At 70.4% G+C, this 21,432-nt stretch carries 17 protein-coding genes; 7 read left to right on the top strand and 10 right to left on the bottom strand.

Annotation, left to right across the window (positions count from 1 at the left end; genetic code table 11):
• Positions 1-36 precede the first annotated feature (36 nt).
• Positions 37-858: a rhomboid family intramembrane serine protease gene (locus ACIRVH_RS00610; protein WP_403947046.1), complete on the top strand. Its 822-nt coding sequence runs from the start codon at positions 37-39 to the stop codon at positions 856-858.
• A gap of 25 nt (positions 859-883) precedes the next feature.
• Here the strand turns inward: ACIRVH_RS00610 and hemE are convergent, their stop codons facing one another.
• Positions 884-1,951, bottom strand: coding sequence for a uroporphyrinogen decarboxylase (gene hemE / locus ACIRVH_RS00605; protein WP_403947044.1), 1,068 nt, complete (start codon positions 1,949-1,951; stop codon positions 884-886).
• Between the two features lie 110 nt (positions 1,952-2,061).
• Between hemE and ACIRVH_RS00600 the strand changes: the two genes are divergently transcribed.
• The 5 genes from ACIRVH_RS00600 to ACIRVH_RS00580 all read left to right on the top strand — a co-directional run bounded on the left by ACIRVH_RS00600 (position 2,062) and on the right by ACIRVH_RS00580 (position 8,840).
• Positions 2,062-2,739 carry a DUF3000 domain-containing protein gene (locus ACIRVH_RS00600; RefSeq protein ID WP_403947042.1) on the top strand — a complete coding sequence of 226 codons (678 nt, stop codon included), beginning with the start codon at positions 2,062-2,064 and terminating at the stop codon, positions 2,737-2,739.
• A gap of 300 nt (positions 2,740-3,039) precedes the next feature.
• Complete coding sequence (locus ACIRVH_RS00595; protein ID WP_250401061.1) at positions 3,040-3,699, top strand: response regulator transcription factor; 660 nt, start codon at positions 3,040-3,042, stop codon at positions 3,697-3,699.
• A 218-nt stretch (positions 3,700-3,917) separates the two neighbouring features.
• Positions 3,918-5,207: a ribonuclease D gene (locus ACIRVH_RS00590; protein WP_403947040.1), complete on the top strand. Its 1,290-nt coding sequence runs from the start codon at positions 3,918-3,920 to the stop codon at positions 5,205-5,207.
• Positions 5,208-5,496: 289 nt separating this feature from the next.
• A complete protein-coding gene (locus ACIRVH_RS00585) occupies positions 5,497-6,714 on the top strand; it encodes an acetyl-CoA C-acyltransferase (protein ID WP_263213749.1) in 1,218 nt (405 codons plus the stop codon).
• Positions 6,711-8,840 (top strand): 3-hydroxyacyl-CoA dehydrogenase NAD-binding domain-containing protein, encoded by a 2,130-nt coding sequence (locus tag ACIRVH_RS00580; protein WP_403947038.1) that lies wholly within the window; start codon positions 6,711-6,713, stop codon positions 8,838-8,840. The genes ACIRVH_RS00585 and ACIRVH_RS00580 overlap by 4 nt, the downstream gene beginning before the upstream one ends.
• Before the next feature lie 51 nt (positions 8,841-8,891).
• Here the strand turns inward: ACIRVH_RS00580 and ACIRVH_RS00575 are convergent, their stop codons facing one another.
• The gene (locus ACIRVH_RS00575) at positions 8,892-9,908 is read right to left on the bottom strand and encodes a hypothetical protein (RefSeq protein WP_403947036.1); all 1,017 of its coding nucleotides are present in this window, start codon (positions 9,906-9,908) and stop codon (positions 8,892-8,894) included.
• 72 nt (positions 9,909-9,980) lie between these two features.
• Between ACIRVH_RS00575 and ACIRVH_RS00570 the strand changes: the two genes are divergently transcribed.
• Positions 9,981-10,373, top strand: coding sequence for an NTP pyrophosphohydrolase (locus ACIRVH_RS00570; protein ID WP_403947034.1), 393 nt, complete (start codon positions 9,981-9,983; stop codon positions 10,371-10,373).
• Positions 10,374-10,389: 16 nt separating this feature from the next.
• Here the strand turns inward: ACIRVH_RS00570 and ACIRVH_RS00565 are convergent, their stop codons facing one another.
• From ACIRVH_RS00565 to ACIRVH_RS00530, 8 genes are all read right to left on the bottom strand, one after another.
• Positions 10,390-10,680 (bottom strand): hypothetical protein, encoded by a 291-nt coding sequence (locus ACIRVH_RS00565; protein WP_403947032.1) that lies wholly within the window; start codon positions 10,678-10,680, stop codon positions 10,390-10,392.
• Between the two features lie 82 nt (positions 10,681-10,762).
• Positions 10,763-12,229 carry an ArnT family glycosyltransferase gene (locus ACIRVH_RS00560; RefSeq protein WP_403947030.1) on the bottom strand — a complete coding sequence of 489 codons (1,467 nt, stop codon included), beginning with the start codon at positions 12,227-12,229 and terminating at the stop codon, positions 10,763-10,765.
• A gap of 73 nt (positions 12,230-12,302) precedes the next feature.
• On the bottom strand, positions 12,303-13,826 hold the full coding sequence (locus ACIRVH_RS00555; RefSeq protein WP_403947028.1) for an amino acid permease: 1,524 nt from the start codon (positions 13,824-13,826) through the stop codon (positions 12,303-12,305).
• A 152-nt stretch (positions 13,827-13,978) separates the two neighbouring features.
• The gene (gene dxs / locus ACIRVH_RS00550) at positions 13,979-15,907 is read right to left on the bottom strand and encodes a 1-deoxy-D-xylulose-5-phosphate synthase (protein ID WP_403947026.1); all 1,929 of its coding nucleotides are present in this window, start codon (positions 15,905-15,907) and stop codon (positions 13,979-13,981) included.
• A gap of 130 nt (positions 15,908-16,037) precedes the next feature.
• Positions 16,038-17,342, bottom strand: a complete 1,305-nt coding sequence (locus ACIRVH_RS00545) for a sugar ABC transporter permease (RefSeq protein WP_403947024.1) — start codon at positions 17,340-17,342, stop codon at positions 16,038-16,040.
• Positions 17,339-18,130, bottom strand: a complete 792-nt coding sequence (locus tag ACIRVH_RS00540) for an ATP-binding cassette domain-containing protein (protein ID WP_403947022.1) — start codon at positions 18,128-18,130, stop codon at positions 17,339-17,341. Before ACIRVH_RS00540 ends, ACIRVH_RS00545 begins: the two co-directional genes overlap by 4 nt.
• 187 nt (positions 18,131-18,317) lie before the next feature.
• A complete protein-coding gene (locus tag ACIRVH_RS00535) occupies positions 18,318-19,421 on the bottom strand; it encodes a sugar ABC transporter substrate-binding protein (RefSeq protein ID WP_403947777.1) in 1,104 nt (367 codons plus the stop codon).
• Positions 19,422-19,555: 134 nt separating this feature from the next.
• Positions 19,556-20,767 carry an ROK family transcriptional regulator gene (locus ACIRVH_RS00530; protein WP_403947020.1) on the bottom strand — a complete coding sequence of 404 codons (1,212 nt, stop codon included), beginning with the start codon at positions 20,765-20,767 and terminating at the stop codon, positions 19,556-19,558.
• Between the last annotated feature and the right edge of the window lie 665 nt (positions 20,768-21,432).

The following is a 21,432-nucleotide window of genomic DNA, read 5'->3' as shown; positions in this document are numbered from 1 at the left end:
CCGATTCGCGCGCCGCATCGCGGGCACTAGTTCTGTGTGGTCATCCCCGTCCATGACGTGAACCCGGCACGCCGGACGCCCTACGTGACGTACGCGCTCATCGCCGCGAACGTCCTGGTCTTCCTCACCACGCCCGGCATGGCCGGCTCCGTGGCGGGCGGCAGCGATCTGGCGCAGCTGTGCCATCTGCAGGCGTTCACGGACCACTACGCGGCGGTCCCCCGGGAGTTGATCCACCATCAGTTGCCGCAGCTGGTCCCGACGGGCGACGTGGGCGTGGGCCCGCACGGCCCGGGCTGTGTGGTGGGGCCGGCCCGCTACCGCAAGTCCCCGCCCCTGTCCGTGTTCACCGCGATGTTCCTGCACGGCAGCTGGCTGCACCTGCTGGGCAACATGCTCTTCCTGCTGATCTTCGGCAACAACGTCGAGGACCGGATGGGCCACATCCGCTACTTCCTCTTCTACGTCGTCTGCGGCTACGCGGCCGGTTACGGCTTCGCGCTGCTCAACGACTCCTCCGGCGACCCGCTGATCGGCGCGTCCGGGGCGATCGCCGGAGTCCTCGGCGCCTATCTGGTGCTGTATCCGAGAGCGCGGGTGTGGGTCCTCGTGCCGTTCCTGGTCTTCCTGCCGCTCAGGCTGCCCGCCTGGCTGGTGCTGGGCTTCTGGTTCGGCCTGCAGGCGGTGTACTCCTCCGGGCACGGGGTCTCCGGCGGAACGGTGGCCTACGCGGCCCATGTGGTCGGCTTCGTGGCGGGCATGCTGCTGGCCTGGCCGCTCAAGCCCGGCACCCCGCCACCTCCGGAGCCGCCCCGCCTGCTGTTCGGCAGGCAGGCCCGGCCCCGTCAGGTGTGGTGACGGGGGCCGCTGCGAGCGGGTCCGCTCAGCGGGCGCTCGCCGCGTGGACGTAGTCCACGAGCCGGGTCAGCACGTCCGGGTCGGTGTTGGGCGGCACTCCGTGGCCGAGGTTGAAGACATGCCCCTCGAGACCGGCGGCCGCGTCCAGCACCTCGCGGGCCCTGGCCTCGACGGTGTCCTTGTCGGTGAACAGGACGGTCGGGTCGAGGTTGCCCTGCAGCGCCTTGCCGGGGCCGACCCGGCGCACGGCCTCGTCCAGCGGGACGCGCCAGTCGACGCCGACGACGTCCGCACCGGCCTCGCCCATGAGCTTCAGCAGCTCACCGGTGCCGACACCGAAGTGGATGCGCGGGACGCCGTACCCGGCGACGGCCTCGAACACCTTCGCCGAGGCGGGCATCACGGACTTCACGTAGTCGGCCGGGGCCAGCGCGCCGACCCAGGAGTCGAAGAGCTGGACGGCCGAGGCGCCCGCCTCGATCTGCACCTTCAGGAAGGCGGCCGTGATGTCGGCCAGGCGGTCCAGCAGGTCGGCCCACAGCTCGGGGTCGCCGTACATCATCGCCTTGGCGTTCTCGTACGAACGCGAGGGACCGCCCTCGACCAGGTAGCTCGCGAGGGTGAAAGGCGCGCCCGCGAAACCGATCAGCGGGGTCGAGCCCAGCTCGCGGGTGAGCAGGCCGATCGCCTCGGTGACGTAGGCGACGTCCTCGGGGGTGAGATCGCGCAGCCGGGCGAGGTCGGCACGGGTGCGGATCGGCTGTTCGACGACCGGGCCGACACCGGGCTTGATGTCGAGGTCGACGCCGATCGCCTTGAGCGGGACGACGATGTCGCTGAAGTAGATCGCCGCGTCCACGTTGTGGCGGCGCACCGGCTGCAGCGTGATCTCGGTGACCAGCTCGGGCCGCATGCACGACTCCAGCATGGGGATGCCCTCACGCACCTTGCGGTACTCGGGCAGCGAGCGGCCGGCCTGACGCATGAACCACACGGGGGTGTGCGGCACGGGTTCGCGCCTGCACGCCTTGAGGAAGGCGCTGTCGTACGCGGCTGTCGGCTGCTGGCCCGTGGAGGCGTCGTTGGCGGTCACCGGGCAAGTCTCCCACGACGCCGGTGAGCGGAACGCACGTGGCCACGGCAACAACGGGTGCGGGGTGTGTTGCCCTGCACAAAGCCCCGGTTCCCCTTACTCTTCCCCGCATGGCTGCGGCTCAGGGACGACTGTCGGACGGCGCTGGCGGAATGGACGACGCGAAGGGGAACGCGGAGGCGGAGGGGCATGCGGGTGCGGCGGGGCCGCCGGCGTTCCGGGCCGCGGTCGAGGCGCTGCGGGCCGCGCGCCTGAGGCCGCAGGTCGAGGTGGAGCCGACGCCGGCTCCACAGCGGCTGGCGCCGTACGCGTACGCGGTGGAGGCCGTGGTGATCGACGGCGAGCAGGAGCTGGCCGACGGACGGCTGGTGCTGCTGCACGACCCGGCCGGGCACGACGCCTGGCAGGGCACGTTCCGGCTGGTGACGCTGGTGCGCGCGGAGCTGGAGCCGGAGATGGCGGCCGATCCGCTGCTGCCGGAGGTGTGCTGGTCGTGGCTGACCGGTGCGCTGCAGTCGCGCGGGCTGACGTACGGCGAGCCGAGCGGCACCGTCACACGTGCCAGCTCGCACTACTTCGGCGGTCTGTCCGAGCGCCCCGCCGCCTCGCAGATCGAGATCCGCGCTTCGTGGACGCCCCGCGAAGGCCTCGGCGGAGTGCCGGACACCGCCGGTCACCTGGCCTCGTGGTGCGATCTGCTGGCCCAGGTCGGCGGGCTGCCCCCGGCCGGACCGGGCGACGCCTCGGTGGTGACGCTGCCGCAGCGCAGGGGTCCGCAGTCCCGGTGACGTGATCCCGGCCGTATCGACGTACTCCTGACAGGGCTCCGTAATCCTCACAGACCCCTTGTTGACCATCTCTTTGTCGATACGGCCACTTTCCGCACTCGAATCGCATAGGCCCGAACCGACTCGATCTTCGGATGATCGATCGTGTGTCCGAATTGCACGGATTGTTACTCACTAGATCGTGATCATTCTCTAAAGGCGGACGCGTTTGCTGCCGAAGACGACTGTGACCTTCAAAGCACGGTTCGTCCCGGCTTCATCCCCACAAGCCGGCCCCGTCCCCCCACCCCAGGAGGCCTGGTGTCCGTTCTCCTCGAGCAGCCCGCAAGCCTGGTCGCCTACCGCCCGAACAAGCCGACCGCCATGGTGGTCGTGGCCGACCCGCGCGTCCGCTCCACCGTCACCCGCCATCTGTGGGCGCTCGGTGTCCGCGACGTCATCGAGGCCTCGTCCGTCGCGGAGGCTCGTCCCCGCATCGGCAACCCCCGCGACATCTGTGTCGCCGACGTCCACCTGCCCGACGGCTCCGGCCTGACCCTGCTGTCCGAGACCCGCGCCGCGGGCTGGCCCAACGGGCTGGCCCTCTCCGCCGCCGACGACATCGGCGCCGTCCGCAACGCCCTGGCCGGCGGAGTCAAGGGCTACGTCGTCACCGGCACCCGGACGAACATCGGGCTCCCCACCCGACCCGGTGCCGCCCCCCTCGGTGCCGCCGCCCGGATGCACCGCCGCCCCCCGGGTGCCCCGAGCCACCCGGGCGGCTACCGCGAGCTGTCCGGACGCGAGGTCGAGGTGCTGCGGCTAGTCGCGGAAGGCCAGTCGAACAAGGCCATCGGCGTCTCGATGGGCCTGTCCGCCCTGACCGTGAAGAGCCACCTCGCCCGCATCGCGCGCAAGCTCGGCACGGGCGACCGGGCCGGAATGGTCGCCGTGGCCCTGCGTACCGGGATCATCCACTGAGCCCCTACCCCTTGCCCCCCGTCCCCCATTCCCCCATCCCCTGAACCGCTAAGCCCTTGAGCCCCTGACCGACACCGCCGCCGAGCTGCTCGGCGGAGCCCCTGGTTCACTCATGTGAACCGTGAGTTTCACCGGCCTGACTGGTTTACGACCCTCCGGTGCCCGTCGACGGAACGTTCCGTCGACGGGCGCTGTCCACACACGGATACCCTTGACAGGTGACCGACGCCCAAGACACCGCAGCAGACAGTGCCCTGCGCACCACCGGAGGCACTCCTCCGGACGACGCCGGATCTTCTGTGACGGGGGCGCCGACGCCACTTCTCGAACCCCGCGAGGGCATTCCGCCGGTGATCACCGACGAGAACGCCCTGGCCGAGGTGATCGCCGCCTTCGCCGCCGGCTCCGGCCCCGTCGCCGTCGACGCCGAGCGCGCCTCCGGCTACCGGTACGGCCAGCGCGCCTATCTGGTGCAGCTGCGCCGCGAGGGCGCCGGCACCGCGCTGATCGACCCCGTCGCCTGTCCCGACCTGTCCGGTCTCGGCGAGGCGCTGTCCGGCGTCGAGTGGGTGCTGCACGCCGCCACCCAGGACCTGCCCTGCCTGCGCGAGATAGGCATGGTGCCGACATCGTTGTTCGACACCGAGCTGGCCGGGCGGCTCGCCGGGTTCCCCCGGGTCGGCCTCGGCGCCATGGTCGAGGGCGTCCTCGGCTTCGTCCTGGAGAAGGGGCACTCCGCCGTCGACTGGTCCACCCGTCCGCTGCCCGAGCCGTGGCTGCGCTATGCCGCCCTGGACGTGGAACTCCTCGTCGACCTCAGGGACGCCCTGGAGAAGGAGCTGGACCGGCAGGGCAAGCTGGACTGGGCGCGCCAGGAGTTCGACGCGATCGCGTCCGCTCCGCCCGCCGAGCCCCGCAAGGACCCCTGGCGCCGCACGTCCGGCATGCACAAGGTGCGGCGGCGCCGGCAGCTGGCCGTCGTCCGGGAGCTGTGGCAGACACGGGACCGGATCGCCCAGCGGCGGGATGTGTCGCCGGGCAAGGTGCTCTCGGACGCGGCCATCGTCGAGGCCGCGCTCTCTTTGCCGATCAACACACACGCCCTGGCCGCGCTGAACGGGTTCGGGCATCGGGTCGGGCGGCGGCAGCTGGACCAGTGGCAGGCGGCGGTCGACCGGGCCAAGGCCCTGCCGGACTCCGCGCTGCCGCAGCCCGGGCAGCCGGTCGCCGGGCCGCCACCGCCGCGGGCCTGGGCGGACAAGGACCCCGCTGCCGCGGCTCGGCTGTCCGCGGCCCGGGCAGGAGTGTCGGCTCTGGCCGAGCAGCTCACCATGCCCCAGGAGAACCTGGTCTCCCCGGACACGGTGCGAAGGATCTGCTGGGAGCCGCCGAAGGTGGTGGACGCCGGGTCCGTCGAGGTCGCGCTGGCCGGATACGGTGCGCGGGCCTGGCAGGTGGAGCAGGTCACGCCGGTGCTGGTCGCTGCGCTGGCTGCCACGGGTGCCTAGTCGCCGTAGCGCTTGATCTCGTACGGCGACCGCGGGTCATTCGTGGTTGCTCGCGCAGTTCCCCGCGCCCCTTTGGGGCGCGTCTACGTGACCGCTCGCCGCATGAGGCGCCGTAGATCAAGCGGAACAGAGGCGTCGAGATCACGCCAAGATCCTGGGCGGGCGGATGTGACGTTCGCCGCTCCCGCCGCCGGGACTGGGCAGCTACGTTACTCATAAGTAGCATGTGTCTGAGCGCGCGCTCAGCGCATCGCAGCAGTGCCATCCCGCACCCTGGAGGAGAGCCATCGTGCCTCGTACCGTCAGGGACGTCGTCTTCGTCGACGGCGTCCGCACCCCGTTCGGCAAGGCGGGCCCGAAGGGCATCTACCACGAGACCCGCGCCGACGACCTCGTCGTGAAGGCGATCCGGGAGCTGCTGCGACGCAACCCCGGGCTGGACCCGAAGAAGATCGACGAGGTCGCCATCGCCGCGACCACGCAGATCGGTGACCAGGGCCTGACCCTCGGTCGTACGGCCGGCATCCTCGCCGGTCTGCCGCAGTCCGTCCCGGGCTACTCGATCGACCGCATGTGCGCCGGCGCCCTGACCGCCGTGACGACCACCGCCGGTTCGATCGCGTTCGGCGCCTACGACGCCGTCATCGCCGGTGGTGTGGAGCACATGGGCCGCCACCCGATGGGCGAGGGCGTGGACCCGAACCCGCGCTTCGTCAGCGAGAAGCTGGTCGACGAGTCCGCCCTGTTCATGGGCATGACCGCCGAGAACCTGCACGACCGCTACCCGACCATCACCAAGCAGCGCGCCGACGAATACGCCGTGCGCTCGCAGGAGAAGGCCGCCAAGGCGTACGCCGACGGCAAGATCCAGCAGGACCTGGTGCCGATCTCGGTGCGCCGCACCAACCCCGAGGCCGGCGAGACCGGCTGGGGCCTGGTCACCGCCGACGAGCCGATGCGCCCGGGTACGACCCTGGAGAACCTGCAGGGCCTCAAGACCCCGTTCCGCGTCCACGGCCGGGTCACCGCCGGTAACGCGGCCGGCCTGAACGACGGCGCCACCGCGTCGATCATCGCGAGCGAGGACTTCGCCCGCGAGAACAACCTGCCGGTCAAGATGCGCCTGGTCTCCTACGCCTTCGCCGGCGTCGAGCCCGAGGTCATGGGCTACGGCCCGATCCCGGCCACGGAGAAGGCCCTCGCCCAGGCGGGGCTCAGCATCTCCGACATCGGTCTCTTCGAGATCAACGAGGCCTTCGCCGTCCAGGTTCTCGCCTTCCTGGAGCACTACGGCATCGCCGACGACGACGCGCGCGTCAACCAGTACGGCGGCGCCATCGCCTACGGCCACCCGCTGGCCTCCTCCGGTGTCCGTCTGATGACGCAGCTGGCCCGCCAGTTCGAGGAGCAGCCGCACGTCCGCTACGGCCTGAACACCATGTGCGTCGGCTTCGGCATGGGCGCGACGGTCATCTGGGAGAACCCGCACTTCGAGGGGGACAAGTGAGCACCACCGCTGAGCTTCTGAAGGGTGCGGCCGAGCTGTTCCCCGACGAGGTCGTGACGTCCGCGCACGTACGCCACCTCGACCTGCCGTTCGGTGCGGGGCGTTTTGCGCTCATCACCCTTGACAACGGCTTCGACCACACCAAGCCGACCACCTTCGGTCCGGCCTCGCTGGCGAACCTGAACACCGCGATCGACCAGGTCGAGGCGGAGGCCGCGGCCGGCGACATCGTCGGCGTCGGCATCACCGGCAAGCCGTTCATCTTCGCGGTCGGCGCCGACCTCAAGGGCGTCGAGCTGCTGAAGAAGCACGAGGACGCGCTGGCCATCGGCAAGGGCGGCCACGAGGTCTTCAAGCGTCTCGCGGCCCTCGCGGTCCCGACCTTCGCGTACTACAACGGCGCGGCGATGGGCGGCGGCGTCGAGGTCGGCCTGCACTGCTCCTACCGGACCGTCTCCAAGGCGATCCCGGCGTTCTCCCTCCCCGAGGTCTTCCTGGGCCTGGTCCCGGGCTGGGGCGGCTGCGCGCTGCTGCCGAACCTGATCGGCGCCGACAAGGCCGTCTCGGTCATCATCGAGAACAGCCTCAACCAGAACAAGCAGCTCAAGGGCCAGCAGGTCTTCGACCTCGGCATCGCGGACGCGATCTTCGAGGGCGCCGACTTCCTGGAGCAGTCGCTGATCTGGACCGCGAACGTCCTCAAGGGCGACGTCGAGGTCGAGCGTCCGGTGATCGACCGCGGCGAGGCCTGGGACCAGGCCGTCGCCAAGGGCCGCTTCGTCGCGGACTCCAAGGTGCACGGAGCCGCTCCGGCCGCCTACCGCGCCCTGGACATCATCGCGGCCGCCAAGAACGGCGACCTGCAGCAGGGTTACGACGCCGAGGACGTCGCCCTCGCCGACCTGATCATGGGCGGCGAACTGCGCTCCGGCATCTACGCGTTCAACCTGGTGCAGAAGCGCGGCAAGCGTCCCGCGGGCGCCCCGGACAAGAACCTGGCCCGCCCGGTCACCAAGGTCGGTGTCGTCGGCGCCGGTCTGATGGCCAGCCAGCTCGCGCTGCTCTTCCTGCGCCGCCTGGAGGTGCCGGTCGTCCTGACCGACATCGACCAGGAGCGCGTCGACAAGGGTGTGGGCTACGTCCACGCCGAGATCGACAAGCTGCTCGGCAAGGGCCGGATCAACCAGGACAAGGCCAACCGCCTCAAGGCGCTGGTGACCGGTGTCCTGGACAAGGCCGAGGGCTTCTCGGACGCCGACTTCATCATCGAGGCGGTCTTCGAGGAGATCGGCGTCAAGCAGCAGGTGTTCGCCGAGGTCGAGGCGGTCGCCCCGGCGCACGCGATCCTCGCCACCAACACCTCCTCGCTGTCGGTCACGGAGATGGCGTCGAAGCTGCAGCACCCCGAGCGGGTCGTCGGCTTCCACTTCTTCAACCCGGTCGCCGTCCTCCCGCTCCTGGAGATCGTCCGGGGCGAGCAGACCGACGACGCCTCGCTGGCCACCGCGTTCGGCGTCGCCAAGAAGCTGAAGAAGACCGCGGTCCTCACCAAGGACGCCCCGGCGTTCGTCGTGAACCGCATCCTGACCCGCTTCATGGGCGAGATCCAGAACGTCATCGACGAGGGCACCCCGGTCGAGGTCGCCGAGAAGGCCATCGAGCCGCTCGGTCTGCCGATGTCCCCGCTGGTGCTGCTGGAGCTGGTCGGTCCCGCGATCGGTCTGCACGTCTCGGAGACCCTCAACCGGGCCTTCCCGGACCGCTTCACGGTCTCCCCGAACCTCGCGGCCGTCGTCAAGGCGGGCAAGCGCGGCTTCTACGTCTACGACAGCGGCAAGCCGGAGCTGGACCCCGAGGTCGCGGCGCTGCTGCAGCAGGGCGACTCCGTCCTGACCGAGGAGCAGGTGCGCGACCGCGTGCTCGACGCGGTGGCGCAGGAGATCGGGCTCATGCTCGACGAGGGCGTCGTCGCCGAGGCCCAGGACATCGACCTCTGCCTCATCACGGGCGCCGGCTGGCCCTTCCACCTGGGCGGCATCACGCCGTACCTGGACCGTGAGGGCGTCTCGGAGCGCGTGAACGGCAAGAAGTTCCTCGCCCCCGGCGTGGCGAGCGTTCCCGCGTAACACCCGGTGACATGAAGAAGGGCCCCGCTTCGGCGGGGCCCTTCTGCGTGGTCAGAGCGGCCGCCACGCCTGTAGCGCCAGTCCCGGCTCGTCCTTGCGTCTGGTCAGCAGGAGTTGGCCGGTCGACGGGGACAACGTTGCCGCCACCACCCGGTCGTCCTCGTCCACGGCCAGGGAGACCAGCGCGTCCACCGGCAGGTGCGGACCCGACTCCGTCCACCACGCGCCCGCCGACTCCAGCTCGGTCGGGTACGCGGCGAAGGCGACGCGACCGCTCGCCGAGCGCTGGGCCAGCAGAGTGCAGTCGTGGCCGTCGAGCTCGCAGCGGACCGCCGCGACCGGGCCGGAGCCCGCAGCGGGAAGAAGGGTGACCGGCTTGGTGCCGGGGCGCCAGGCGCACAGGTCGCCCGAGTCGTCGGTGTAGTAGACGGTCGTGCTGTCGGGGGACGTGGCCAGGGCGTGCAGGGTGCCGGGGCGCACTGCCGTCTCCAGGGCCTCCTGGAGCACCGGCTGGGCGCCCGGCTCCTCCTGACGCCAGTACAGGACGACCCCCGGGGCGGCCGCGTACAGCTCGACCCTGCCGGACTCCCCCGTCACCGCCGCCAGGCCCTCCTGGACCTCACGGCCCTTCAGGTCCCGCCAGGGCTCCCAGCCGCCCTTCTCCTTCTGCGCCAGCAGGCTCACCCCGCCGCCCTTGTTCCGTACGAAGACATGGGCGCGGCCCCGCGCGTCCACGGCGACGGCGGGGGTGCCGGTGCGGTCGCCCTTCTTGTCCGGGTGGCCGATGGGGCTCCAGTCCAGGGCCGCGAGGTGCGGGCGGAAGTGGGTGGAGTGCACCAGACCCGATTCGCCCTTGGTGGTGGGCCGCCAGGAGACCAGGTGGGCGTAGCCGTCGGCGCCCTGGCCGACGGTGAGGACGGGGTGGAGTTTCTGGTCGCCGCCCACCTTGTGCGGGTCGGACCAGTGGCCGTCCGGGCCGCGCTCCGCCCGGCACAGGACGGCGTCGCCCGACAGCTGGTAGACACCGAGTCGGCCGTCGCGGCCGCGCAGGAGCCAGTCGCCGTTCACCGGATCACTCTAAGCGGACCTGGTCGCAGGCCGGGGCCCGCCCCCTCACCGGTGGCGTGGGACCCTTGCCCCATGGACGACCCCCTCGGTTCCCCGGACCCGGACGGCCCGCTGCTCGTGATCGTCGACGGCGCGAACGTGGTCGGGTCGCGGCCCGACGGCTGGTGGCGGGACCGCAGGGGCGCCGCCGAGCGGCTGCGCGACCGGCTGGCCCGCGAGGGCCTGCCGGGTCATGAGGGCGCCGTGGAGCTGGTGCTCGTGGTCGAGGGTGCCGCCCGTGGCGTGGAGTCGGTGCCTGGAGTACGGGTCGCGGAGGCGCCCGGCAGCGGGGACGACCGGATCGTGCAGCTGACCGCCGAGCACCCCGACCGGGCCCGTCTCGTGGTCACGGCCGACCGTGAACTGCGGCGCCGGGTGACCGAGCTGGGCGCGGAGGTGGCCGGTCCGCGCACCGTCCTCGGCTGAGCGGGCGGGGGCCGCCCTACCACTCGGCCAACGCCACGATCAGGGTGAGGGCACCGGCCACTCCGACGAATCCGAGGGCGGTTCCGGCGACGGCGGTCCACATGCGGCCGATCCCCCGGCGGGCGAAGTGGATGCCCGCGAGGCCGAAGGTGAGGGCGAGCGGTGCCGCGATGAGCGACCACGGCAGTACGGCCAGCATGAGGGAGGGCCAGGCACCGATGGCCGCGACGGCCCCGAAGACGAGTGAGGTGGGGCCCAGGGCGACGGCGGGCGAGTCCTTGTGGCCGGGCGCGGTCGGTACGTACATCAGATCCCCCTGAGTTGAACGTGTTCAAATCACTGCTGCGAGCATAGCAGCGGGTCCGCCCGGCACCACGGCCAACTCCCCCTCAGCCGCGCGGAATCCGGGCGTAGAGCACCGCGCCGTCCACCGTCCCCACCTCCTCGTACCGCGCGTCCAGCACCCGGCGCAGGCTGGGCACGCGGTCGGGTGCGTACGGCTTGCCGCGTGAGTCGTCGACGACGAGGGCGGGGGCGTGTGCGGTCAGTTCCGCCCGGAAGACGGGCCAGGCGCCCTCGACCGCGTACTTCTCGCCGACCTGGGGGCCGTCGCGGCCGCCGCTGTAGTTGGTGAGCAGGCCGGCGGTGAGGTAGCGGGTGGCGGGGGTACGACGGGCCAGCCAGTACGTCTCCGGGTGCATGCCCCACACGAGGACGCGGTCGGCGGGCGCGGTGCGCTGGGCGAGGGCGGCGGCGAGGCGCTGGGCGTGGGCGAGTTCGGTGCGCGGCGCGAGCAGGCCCCAGGCGACGAACAGGGCGCAGCAGCCGGCCGAGGTGAGAACGGCGACCGCCGGCCGCTCGCGGGGCGAAGCCCGCAGCGCGGCCGTGGCCAGCAGGGCCGCGGGCGGGGTGAGTTGCAGAAAGTAATGGCCGAAGAAGTGGAAGCCGAGGGTGACGGCGACGGCCGAGGACGCCAGCCACAGCCACAGGTCGGCCACGCCGGCCACGCCGCTGCGGGCGCTGCGGGTGGTACGCAGGGACCGTACGACCGGTGGGATCAGGCCCGCGCAGGCCACGGCCAGCAGCGCGGTGTTGGCCAGGCCACGGTCGAGGGCGTGGAGTTCCGAGCCGGTGAAGGAGGCGTAGGCGGCGGAGCCGGTGACCGTCCAGAACAGGAATCCGGCGGGGTCCGTGACCAGGGCCGCGCACAGCACCGGTACGGCGAACCCGGCCGCGAGCCGCAGCGCGCCCGCGCCCGGGGTGCCGGCACGGTGCAGCAGCCAGGCCACCGGCAGCAGCACCGCTCCCCCGGTCTGCTTGGCGAGGAAGGCGCAGGCGACGGCGGTCCCGGCCGCGCCCCAGCGGCCGCGGTCCGCGCACCACAGGGCGGCCGCCGTGGCGGGCAGTATGAACACCTCGAAGGTGGCGGCCTGCGCGTCCTCGGGGTTGAGGCCGACGGACACCAGCAGGTACAGCACCCCCGCGGTACGGCCCGCGGTGTCGCCCCAGCGGCGCCGCGCCAGGGAGGCGAGCAGGACGGCGGTGAGCGTCTGCGCGAGGACCGCCAGCACCCGGACCGGCGCGAGGGAACCGGAGCCGCAGACCGCGAAGGCGGCCTCGTACAGCCAGGGCACCAGCGGGGGTTTGCGGTCCACGACCGTCTCGTACAGGTGCCCGCCATGGGCGAGCAGGCGGGCCTGTACGGCGAGATAGCCCTCGTCGGCGTTCCACACCGGCCGGACGAAGGAGGGCACCCGGGTGACACAGGCCAGGGCCGCGAGGGCGGGCAGCAACCGCGTCCAGTACGCCGTTCGGGTCGTCACGGACCGTGCGGGGGCGAGCGGGGCGACAAGCATGAGGAGCACGCTATCCGGCCCCACAGTTCCCACCTCAGCAGGACATACGGGGCAGGATCAGAGACTCGGGCGGTTACTTGCCGTCGCCGTTCGGCGGGTGGATGACCTGGCCGGCGGTGGTCTCCTCGTGCCGGCCGAGGCGGCTGTGCGAGCGGCCGTAGAGGAAGTAGACGAAAGAGCCGATGACCATCCAGATGGCGAACCGGAGCCAGGTCTCGGCAGGCAGGTTCAGCATCAGCCACAGGGTGGCGGCGACGGACAGGATCGGGATGAACGGCACCCACGGGGTGCGGAAGGACCGGTGCAGGTCCGGGCGGGTGCGACGCAGGACGACCACGCCGACCGCGACGACGACGAAGGCGAACAGCGTGCCGATGTTCACCAGTTCGGCCAGCTCGCTCAGGCTGGTGAAGCCCGCGATGACGGCGATGAGCACGCCGAGCAGGATGGTCGGCCGGTGCGGGGTGCGGAAGCGCGGGTGGACGATGGAGAAGAAGCGGGGCAGCAGGCCGTCGCGGCTCATCGCGAAGAAGACCCGGGTCTGGCCGAGCAGCAGGATCATGCAGACCGTGGTCAGGCCGATGACGGCGCCGAAGCTGATCGCGCCCGCGAACCAGGGATGGCCGTTGGCCTTGAAGGCGTCGGCGAGCGGGGCGTCGACGGACAGCTCGCTGTAGTGCTGCATGCCGGTGACGACGATGGACACCGCCACGTACAGCGCCGTGCAGATGAACAGGGAGCCGAGGATGCCGCGCGGCATGTCCCGCTGCGGGTTCTTGGTCTCCTCGGCGGCGGTGGCCACGACGTCGAAGCCGATGAAGGCGAAGAAGACCACGGAGGCGGCGGTGAAGATGCCCAACACGCCGAAGTTGGACGGCGCCCAGCCGGCCATCAGCTGGATGAGCGGCGCCTTGAGATTGCCCCCGGCCTCCACCGTCTGGGCCTTGGGGATGAACGGCTTGTAGTTGTCGCTGTTGATGAAGAAGGCACCGGCCACGATCACGATCAGGACGACCGTCACCTTGATGGCGACGACGACCTCGGTGACCCGCGCGGACAGCTTCATGCCGATGACGAGGATGGTGGTGAGCACCAGGACCAGCCCGGCCGCCAGGATGTCGAAGCCGAAGCCCGTGGCCCCGTCCCGGCCGGCGAGATAGTCGGGCAGGTGCCAGCCCGCGTTGTCCAGCAGCGACCTCATGTATCCGGACCAGCCGACGGCGACCACCGCCGTGCCGAGCGCGAACTCCAGGACCAGGTCCCAGCCGATGATCCAGGCGGGCAGTTCACCGATGGAGGCGTACGAGAAGGTGTACGCCGAACCGGCGACCGGGACCGTGGAGGCGAACTCCGCGTAGCACAGCGCGGCGAGGGCGCAGACGACGCCGGCCACCACGAAACCCAGGGAGACCGCGGGGCCCGCGGTCTCCTTCGCGACCTTGCCGGTGAGGACGAAGATGCCGGTACCGATGATGACACCGACACCGAAGACGGTCAGGTCCAGCGCGGTCAGGGACTTCTTGAGCGCGTGTTCTGGCTCCTCGGTGTCGAGGATGGACTGCTCGACCTTCTTCGTCCGGAAGAGGCTGTTGCTCACGGGGCCTACCTCCCACGCGCTCGTCGTCCTCGACATGATCGAGAGGGCTGGGGATGCGTATGCCCCGGCACAGGCAGGTTCACGCAAAAGGACCGGCTCCGCCACCTGGGAAGGGGGCGAAACCGGCCATGCGGGGGCTTTCCCGAAATTGCCTAGTCGCGTGCGGTTTCGACGGATTCGACCTCGTCGGCAGTGCGGTCGAACCGGCCGTCCAGCTTGGCGACCAGACCGGTGACCTGCCGGGCGATGTCCGGCGCGGTCAGCCCGATCTCTGCCATGACCTCCGCGCGGGAGGCGTGGTCGAGGAAGCGCGGCGGGATGCCGAAGTCACGCAGCGGCACGTCCACGCCCGCGTCCCTGAGGGCCTGGGCGACCGCCGAGCCGACACCGCCGACGCGACTGTTGTCCTCGACGGTGACGACGACCCGGTGGCGCTCGGCGAGCGGGGCCATCGCCTCGTCGACGGGCTTGACCCAGCGCGGGTCGACGACCGTGGTGGAGATGCCCTGCTTGTCGAGCAGGGCGGCGATCTCCAGGCACATCGGGGCGAGGGCGCCCACGGAGACCAGCAGCACGTCCGGGCGTTCGGTGCCCGGCTCGCGCAGCACGTCCATGCCGCCGACGCGGCCCACGGCCGGTACGGCGGGGCCCACGGCGCCCTTGGAGAAGCGCACCACGGTGGGCGCGTCCTCGACGGCGACGGCCTCGCGCAGCTGCGCCCGCACCTGGTCGGCATCGCGCGGCGCGGCCAGCCGGAGCCCGGGCACGACCTGCAGGATCGACATGTCCCACATGCCGTTGTGGGAGGCGCCGTCGGTGCCGGTGACGCCGGCCCGGTCCAGGACGAAGGTCACCCCGCACTTGTGCAGGGCCACGTCCATCAGGACCTGGTCGAAGGCGCGGTTGAGGAAGGTCGCGTAGACGGCGAACACCGGGTGCACACCGGCGTGGGCCAGGCCGGCCGCGGAGACGGCGCCGTGCTGCTCGGCGATGCCGACGTCGTACACGCGCTCGGGGAAGCGCTTGGCGAACCGGTCCAGGCCGACCGGCTGGAGCATGGCCGCGGTGATGGCGACGATGTCCTCGCGCTCCTCGCCGAGCCTGACCATCTCCTCGCCGAACACCGAGGTCCAGTCGGCGCCGGAGGACGCGATCGGCAGGCCGGTGTCCGGGTGGATCTTGCCGACGGCGTGGAAGCGGTCGGCCTCGTCCTGGAGGGCGGGCTGGTAGCCACGGCCCTTCTCGGTGAGGCAGTGCACGATGACCGGCCCGCCGAACCGCTTGGCCCGCGCCAGCGCGGACTCCAGCGCCTCGATGTCGTGGCCGTCGATGGGACCGACGTACTTCAGACCCAGGTCCTCGAACATGCCCTGCGGGGCGATGAAGTCCTTCAGCCCCTTCTTGGCGCCGTGGAGCGTCTCGTACAGCGGCCGGCCGACGACCGGGGTGCGGTCGAGGATGTCCTTCGTCCGGGCCAGGAAGCGCTCGTAACCGTCGGTCGTGCGCAGGGTGGCCAGGTGGTTGGCGAGGCCGCCGATGGTCGGGGCGTAGGAGCGCTCGTTGTCGTTGACGACGATGACGAGCGGGCGGTCCTTGGCCTCGGCGATGTTGTTCAGCGCCTCCCAGGCCATGCCACCGGTCAGCGCACCGTCACCGATCACGGCGACGACGTGGCTGTCCCGCTTCTTCAGCTGGTTGGCCTTGGCGATGCCGTCGGCCCAGCCGAGCACGGTGGACGCGTGGCTGTTCTCGATGACGTCGTGCTCGGACTCGGCCTGCGCCGGGTAGCCGGACAGACCGCCCTTCATCTTCAGCCGGGAGAAGTCCTGCCGGCCGGTGAGCAGCTTGTGCACGTAAGACTGGTGGCCCGTGTCCCACAGCACCTTGTCCTTCGGGGACTCGAAGACGCGGTGCAGGGCGATGGTGAGCTCGACCACGCCCAGGTTAGGGCCGAGGTGGCCGCCTGTCTTGGAGACGGCGTCGACGAGGAAGGTCCGGATCTCCTCTGCCAGCTGGTCCAGCTCCTCCAGGCTGAGCCGGTCCAGATCGCGCGGTCCCCTGATGCGGGTCAGCAGCGGCACCCGTGCCTCCTTGCAAGTAGAGCTGATCGAGCTGTTGCCGGGCTTGACGAGTCTAATGTTCCGGCTTTGTGGGACACGACAGTGCCCGGCACCTTTGAGGCACCGGGCAACTGTCCAACCTTAAGGGGCGCTACGCGCGACCCGCGGTCTTCTGCGTCTTCCGGGTGATGGAGTCGATGACCACGGTGGTCAGCAGAACCGCGGCGGTGATCATGTACTTCACCGGCTCCGCGATGGACTCCAGCTGGAGACCGTACTGGATCGACACGATCACCAGCACACCCAGCAGGGCGTTCCAGGTACGACCCCGGCCACCGAACAGCGACGTGCCACCGATGACGGCCGCGGCGATCGCGTTCATCAGCAGGTCACCCGTACCGGCGCTCTGGTTGGCGGAGGCGATCTTCGAGGCCAGGAAGAGGCCGCCGATCGCCGCGAACCCACCGGAGATGGCGAACACGGAGATCCGCACCGCGGTGACGTTGATACCCGCACGGCGCGAGGCCTCGACGCTGCCACCGAGCGCGAAGATCTTGCGGCCGTAGGCGGTGCGCCGCAGGAGGAAGTCGGTGGCGACCAGGAACCCGAGGAAGATCACGGTGGCCAGCGGCAGGCCCTTGTACTGGTTGTACATGTAGGCACCGGCGAAGGAGACCACGGCCAGCAGGACCGTGCGCAGGACCGTGTCGCTGAGCGGCCGGGACGGGACGCCCGCGGCCTCCCGGCGGCGGTTGCCCAGGAAGGAGCTGATGAAGAACAGCGCGACCACGACGACCGCGAGCCCGTAGGCGGCGGCCACGTCCTCGAAGCTGTACGTGGTCAGCTTGCCGATCAGACCGTCGCTGTCGAGGTTGATCGTGCCGTCCTCGCCCAGCACCTTGAGCATGAAGCCGAGCCAGAACAGCAGACCGGCCAGGGTCACGGCGAAGGCGGGCGCGCCGAGCACCGCGAAGAAGAAGCCGTGCAGCGAGCCGATGGCGGCACCGACGGCGATGGCGACGAGCACGGCGAGCCACTCGGGCCAGCCCTGGTTGACCGTGAGGACGGCCGCGAGGGCGCTGGCCGCGCCGCTGACCGAGCCGACCGACAGGTCGATCTCACCGAGCAGCAGCACGAAGACGATGCCCACGGAGATCATGCCCGTGCCGACCATCGTGACCGTGATGTTGCTGATGTTCTGCGCCGAGAGGAACTCGGAGTTCAGGGCCTGGAAGATGATGCAGATGATCGCGAGGCCCAGGACGACCGGGAGGGAACCCAGTTCACCGGCCTTCATCTTGCGCTTGAACTCGGTCCAGTAGCCGAGCAGGCCCTGCTCGCGCACCAGCAGGCGCGGGTCGACCGCGGTGACCGCGGCGGCCGCGGCCTCGGGGTTCACGACGGGCGCGTCCGCGCCGGACTTGTCCACGTTCGCGGAGGTCTTGTCGATGCTCACTTGGAAACCTCCCCGGACGTGCGCGCCGCACGGCGGGTCACGGCGTTGTCGGTGGCGCCGGTGATGGCGGAGATGATCTCCTCCTGCGAGGTCGACTTGACCTCGAAGACGCCGTTGTTGCGGCCGAGGCGCAGGACGGCGACCTTGTCGGCCACCGCCTTCACGTCCGCCATGTTGTGGCTGATGAGGATGACGGCGTGACCGCGCTCGCGCAGGCGCTCGACGAGGTCGAGGACCTGTGCGGTCTGCTCGACACCGAGGGCGGCGGTGGGCTCGTCCAGGATGACCAGCTTGGGGTCGCCGAGCATCGAACGGGCGATGGCCACGGTCTGGCGCTGACCGCCGGAGAGCGAGGCGATCGGGATGCGCACGCTCGGGATGCGGATCGAGAGCGTGGTGAGCAGCTCGCGGGCGCGGCGCTCCATCTCGACCTCGTCCAGGACGCCCCACTTCCTCAGCTCGCGGCCGAGGAACAGGTTGCCGACGACGTCGATGTTGTCGCACAGCGCGAGGTCCTGGTACACCGTCGCGATGCCCAGGGCCTGGGCGTCGTGCGGCCTGCTGATCGAAACAGGCTTGCCGCCCCACTCGATGACGCCCTCATCGATGGGGTGCACGCCGGCGATCGTCTTGACCAGCGTGGACTTTCCGGCACCGTTGTCGCCTACGAGGGCGACCACCTCACCGGCGTGGATCTCAAGCTCTACGTCGGTGAGCGCCTGAACGGCACCGAATCGCTTGGAGACCCCGCGCAACGCCAGCACGGGCGTAGCGGACACGTGAACCATCTCCTTCGCCGCCTGACCCGGCGGGAGGTTGTGCAGAAGTTTGGGGGAGTTCCGTCCGGCGCCCCGCGCCGAGCTTGCGGGGCTGTCTGATGCGCGGGGCGCCGGAGGGGCCTGGGGCAGTCCGTCCGGTCCCGGACGGGCGTTCGGGGTGCGAATGCCCGTGACCGGGAAGGGACTTGGGGACTGCTTAGCTGATGCCGAGCTTGTCGCAGGCGGACTTGTACTTGCCCGTGCAGATGTCGGCGGCCGTGTAGACGCCGTCCTTGATGACGGTGTCCTTGATGTTGTCCTTGGTCAGCGAGGTGACCGGGACCAGGACCGACGCGACGTCCTTGGCGGAGCCGGAGGAGACCTTGTCCTTGGCGACCGAGTCGAGCGACTTGCCCTGGGCGAGGTACACGGCCATCGTGGCGGCGGCGTCGGCCTCCGGGGCGTACGGCTTGTAGACGCTCATGTACTGCTCACCGGAGACGATGCGCTGCACACCGGCCAGCTCGGCGTCCTGGCCGGTGACCGGGACGGAGAGACCCGCGGCCTTCAGGGCGGTGATGATACCGCCGGCCATGCCGTCGTTCGCGGAGTAGACACCCGCGATCTTGCCCTTGCCGACCGCGGAGATCGCCGACTCCATCTCGGAGTTGGCGTTGTCCGGCGACCACTCCTTGGTGTCGTACTCCTTGGCGATGGTGACCTTGCCGTCGAGGACGGAGTGCGCGCCCTTCTTGAACATGGCGGCGTTCGGGTCGGTCACCGAGCCGTTGACCATGACGATCTTGGAGGACTTGCCGGCCTTGCTGCCCAGCGCCTTCAGCAGGGCCTCGCCCTGGGTCTTGCCGACCTCCTCGTTGTCGAACGAGGTGTAGGCGCTGATCGGGCCCTCGGCGAGGCGGTCGTACGCGACGACCTTGATGCCGGCGTCCACGGCCTTCTGGACGGAGTTCTGGATGGCCTTGGCGTCCACCGCGTCCAGGATCAGGACGTCCACCTTGTTGGTGATCATGGTGTCGACCTGCTGCGCCTGCAGGTTCGCGTCCTGACGGGCGTTGTTGTACTGGAAGTCCGCCTTGTTGTTCGTCAGCTCCATGATCTTCTTCTCGATCAGCGGCTTGTCGAACTTCTCGTAGCGGGCGGTCTTGTTCTCCGGAAGCAGGAGACCGACCTTGATGTTGTCGCCCTTCTTGGCGGACGACGAGGAAGAGCTGTCGCTGCCCTTGGACTCCTTGGCACTGCCACAAGCGGCCAGCGACACGGCCATGGCACCAGCAGCAACGGCGAAGGCCGCACGACGCATACGCATGTTCACTCTTTGAAACCTCCCTGACGAGGCCGCGTCGTTGCGGCCGAGGTGGCTGGAAGTCAACTCGGCCACACGTGCGACGTCAAGAAGTAAATCCTTAACGAGATGGCAACGGTGCCATCCGTTCTCTAAGTGAAGGCAGGCGTGGCCGTCGACAGCGAGCCGGTCACAGAGCCGTCCAAAAGTGTCGAATCGCCCATCTCGCTGAGTGCGAGAGCGAGCGCTCCGAGCACCTCCGCACGGCCTCCAAGTGCCCCCGGGAGAACGGACAGTTGGCGCGCCGCACTGGGGATGGCGTAGCGGCCGACAGACTCCCTGATGGGTCCGAGAACGAGCTCTCCGGCCTCGGCGAGATCACCGCCCAGGACCACCCGGCTCGGGTTCAGAAGGTTGCAAAGATTGGCCACTCCACTGCCGATATGGCGGCCGACGTCGGCGATCACCCGACGGCAGCCCGGGTCTCCGTCCCTGGCCAGCCGTACGACGCCTTCCATCGTCAGGTCGGAGCCATGGCTGGGCTGGAGCAGCGGGAGCACGTACCGCGCGGCCGCGAAGGTCTCCAGGCAGCCGCGGTTGCCGCAACGGCAGACCGGGCCGGATTCATCGAGTGTAATATGTCCGATTTCACCTGCGGTGCCACCCGGGCCGCGATAGATCTTCCCGTTGATGACCAGACCGGCGCCGACACCGCTCGCGACCTTGATGTAGGCGAGGTCGCGCACGCCCTTGCCGCTGCCCCAGACCAGCTCGCCGAGGGCGCCGAGGTTGGCGTCGTTGTCCACCTGCACGGGCACACCGAGGCGCTCGCGCATCTCCTCCGCGGGCTTGGTGCCGCCCCAGCCGGGCAGGATGGCGGTGGACCCCAGGGTCCCCGACTCGACGTCGATCGGGCCGGGCACGCCCAGCCCCACTCCCGCCACCTTGGACCGATCCACGCCGGTTGCCGCGATCAGGCGATTGACCAGCTCTTCCGCCCGGTCGAAGCCCTGGGTGGCGGAGGCGTCGACGTCCAGCGGCTCGGACTCCTCGGCCAGTACCTGGTGCGCGAGGTTCCCGATCGCGACGCGCAGGTGCGTGTGCCCGAAGTCGACGCCGATCACGATGCCGGCGTCCCCGCTCAGCGAGACGCTGCGGGCGCGTCGCCCGCCCGCCGACGTGGGCGTGACCTCAACCGTCCCGCCGTCCTTCAGTTCCCGCACGATGTTGGAGACCGTCGCCGCGGACAGGCCGGTCGTACGCGCGATCTCCGCCTGCGTGAGCGACCCGGCAAGCCGCACTGCCCGTACGACTCGTTCCAGGTTGGCTCGGTGCAGCGACGACTGCGACCCCGGAGTCTCCATCGACCCATCCACTCCCGCCATCGGCCGGGCGGCCCCTGCGCCGCCCGTGGCCCAGGTCACATCTGCGGAACCGGGCCACTTACAAGTTATGAACTCCAAGCTCGGCTGTGTGGGTTACCGCAGTCAAGTACTTGACGGAAATCGCTGTCACTTCCGTGGTCCGCCCCGGACACCTCACGGACACGCGAATGCCACTCTGAGCAGGGCGGAAGACGACCCGCACGGGGCTACGGGACGGGGTGCGAGGCGTACCACTCCGACACCGCACCGAAACCGGCAGCTCGTTCGGCCGCGGAATCCGGGGACGGTCCGTGACCGTGCCGTGACCGAAGCCGGGCAGACCGCAAGCGAATCGCACCTGCGAAGCCGCACTGCTGCGCAGCTTCGGCTGTCTCCGGTTCGTCAGGCGGCTCGGCGGGGCGGCGGGACGGCTGTCTCCGGTCCGCCAGGCGGCTCGCCGAGGCCGCGAGGCCGCGAGCAGCGTAGGAGTCGGTGGCGGCGAGACTGCGGCCGGCTGCAAGAAGGCAGAGCCGCGAGGCCGCATGGGCAGGGAGGCCGCAGGCCGACGAGCCGCAGGCCGACGAGCCGCAGGCCGACGAGCCGCAGGCCGACGAGCCGCAGGCCGACGAGCCGCAGGCCGACGAGCCGCAGGCCGACGAGCCGCT

Source organism: Streptomyces sp. NPDC101165 (assembly GCF_044768135.1).
In the GTDB taxonomy this organism is placed as follows: Bacteria; Actinomycetota; Actinomycetes; order Streptomycetales; family Streptomycetaceae; genus Streptomyces.
Note: the sequence above shows the minus strand (reverse complement) of the source record. Positions and strands in the feature narration are given on the sequence as shown.

Excerpts from the sequence above, each read along its gene's own strand:
- ACIRVH_RS00560 (WP_403947030.1), bottom strand. The coding sequence starts at position 12,229 with ATGCTTGTCGCCCCGCTCGCCCCCGCACGGTCCGTGACGACCCGAACG.
- ACIRVH_RS00600 (WP_403947042.1), top strand. The coding sequence starts at position 2,062 with ATGGCTGCGGCTCAGGGACGACTGTCGGACGGCGCTGGCGGAATGGAC.
- ACIRVH_RS00530 (WP_403947020.1), bottom strand. The coding sequence starts at position 20,767 with ATGGAGACTCCGGGGTCGCAGTCGTCGCTGCACCGAGCCAACCTGGAA.
- ACIRVH_RS00535 (WP_403947777.1), bottom strand. The coding sequence starts at position 19,421 with ATGCGTCGTGCGGCCTTCGCCGTTGCTGCTGGTGCCATGGCCGTGTCG.
- ACIRVH_RS00570 (WP_403947034.1), top strand. The coding sequence starts at position 9,981 with ATGGACGACCCCCTCGGTTCCCCGGACCCGGACGGCCCGCTGCTCGTG.
- ACIRVH_RS00565 (WP_403947032.1), bottom strand. The coding sequence starts at position 10,680 with ATGTACGTACCGACCGCGCCCGGCCACAAGGACTCGCCCGCCGTCGCC.
- ACIRVH_RS00540 (WP_403947022.1), bottom strand. The coding sequence starts at position 18,130 with ATGGTTCACGTGTCCGCTACGCCCGTGCTGGCGTTGCGCGGGGTCTCC.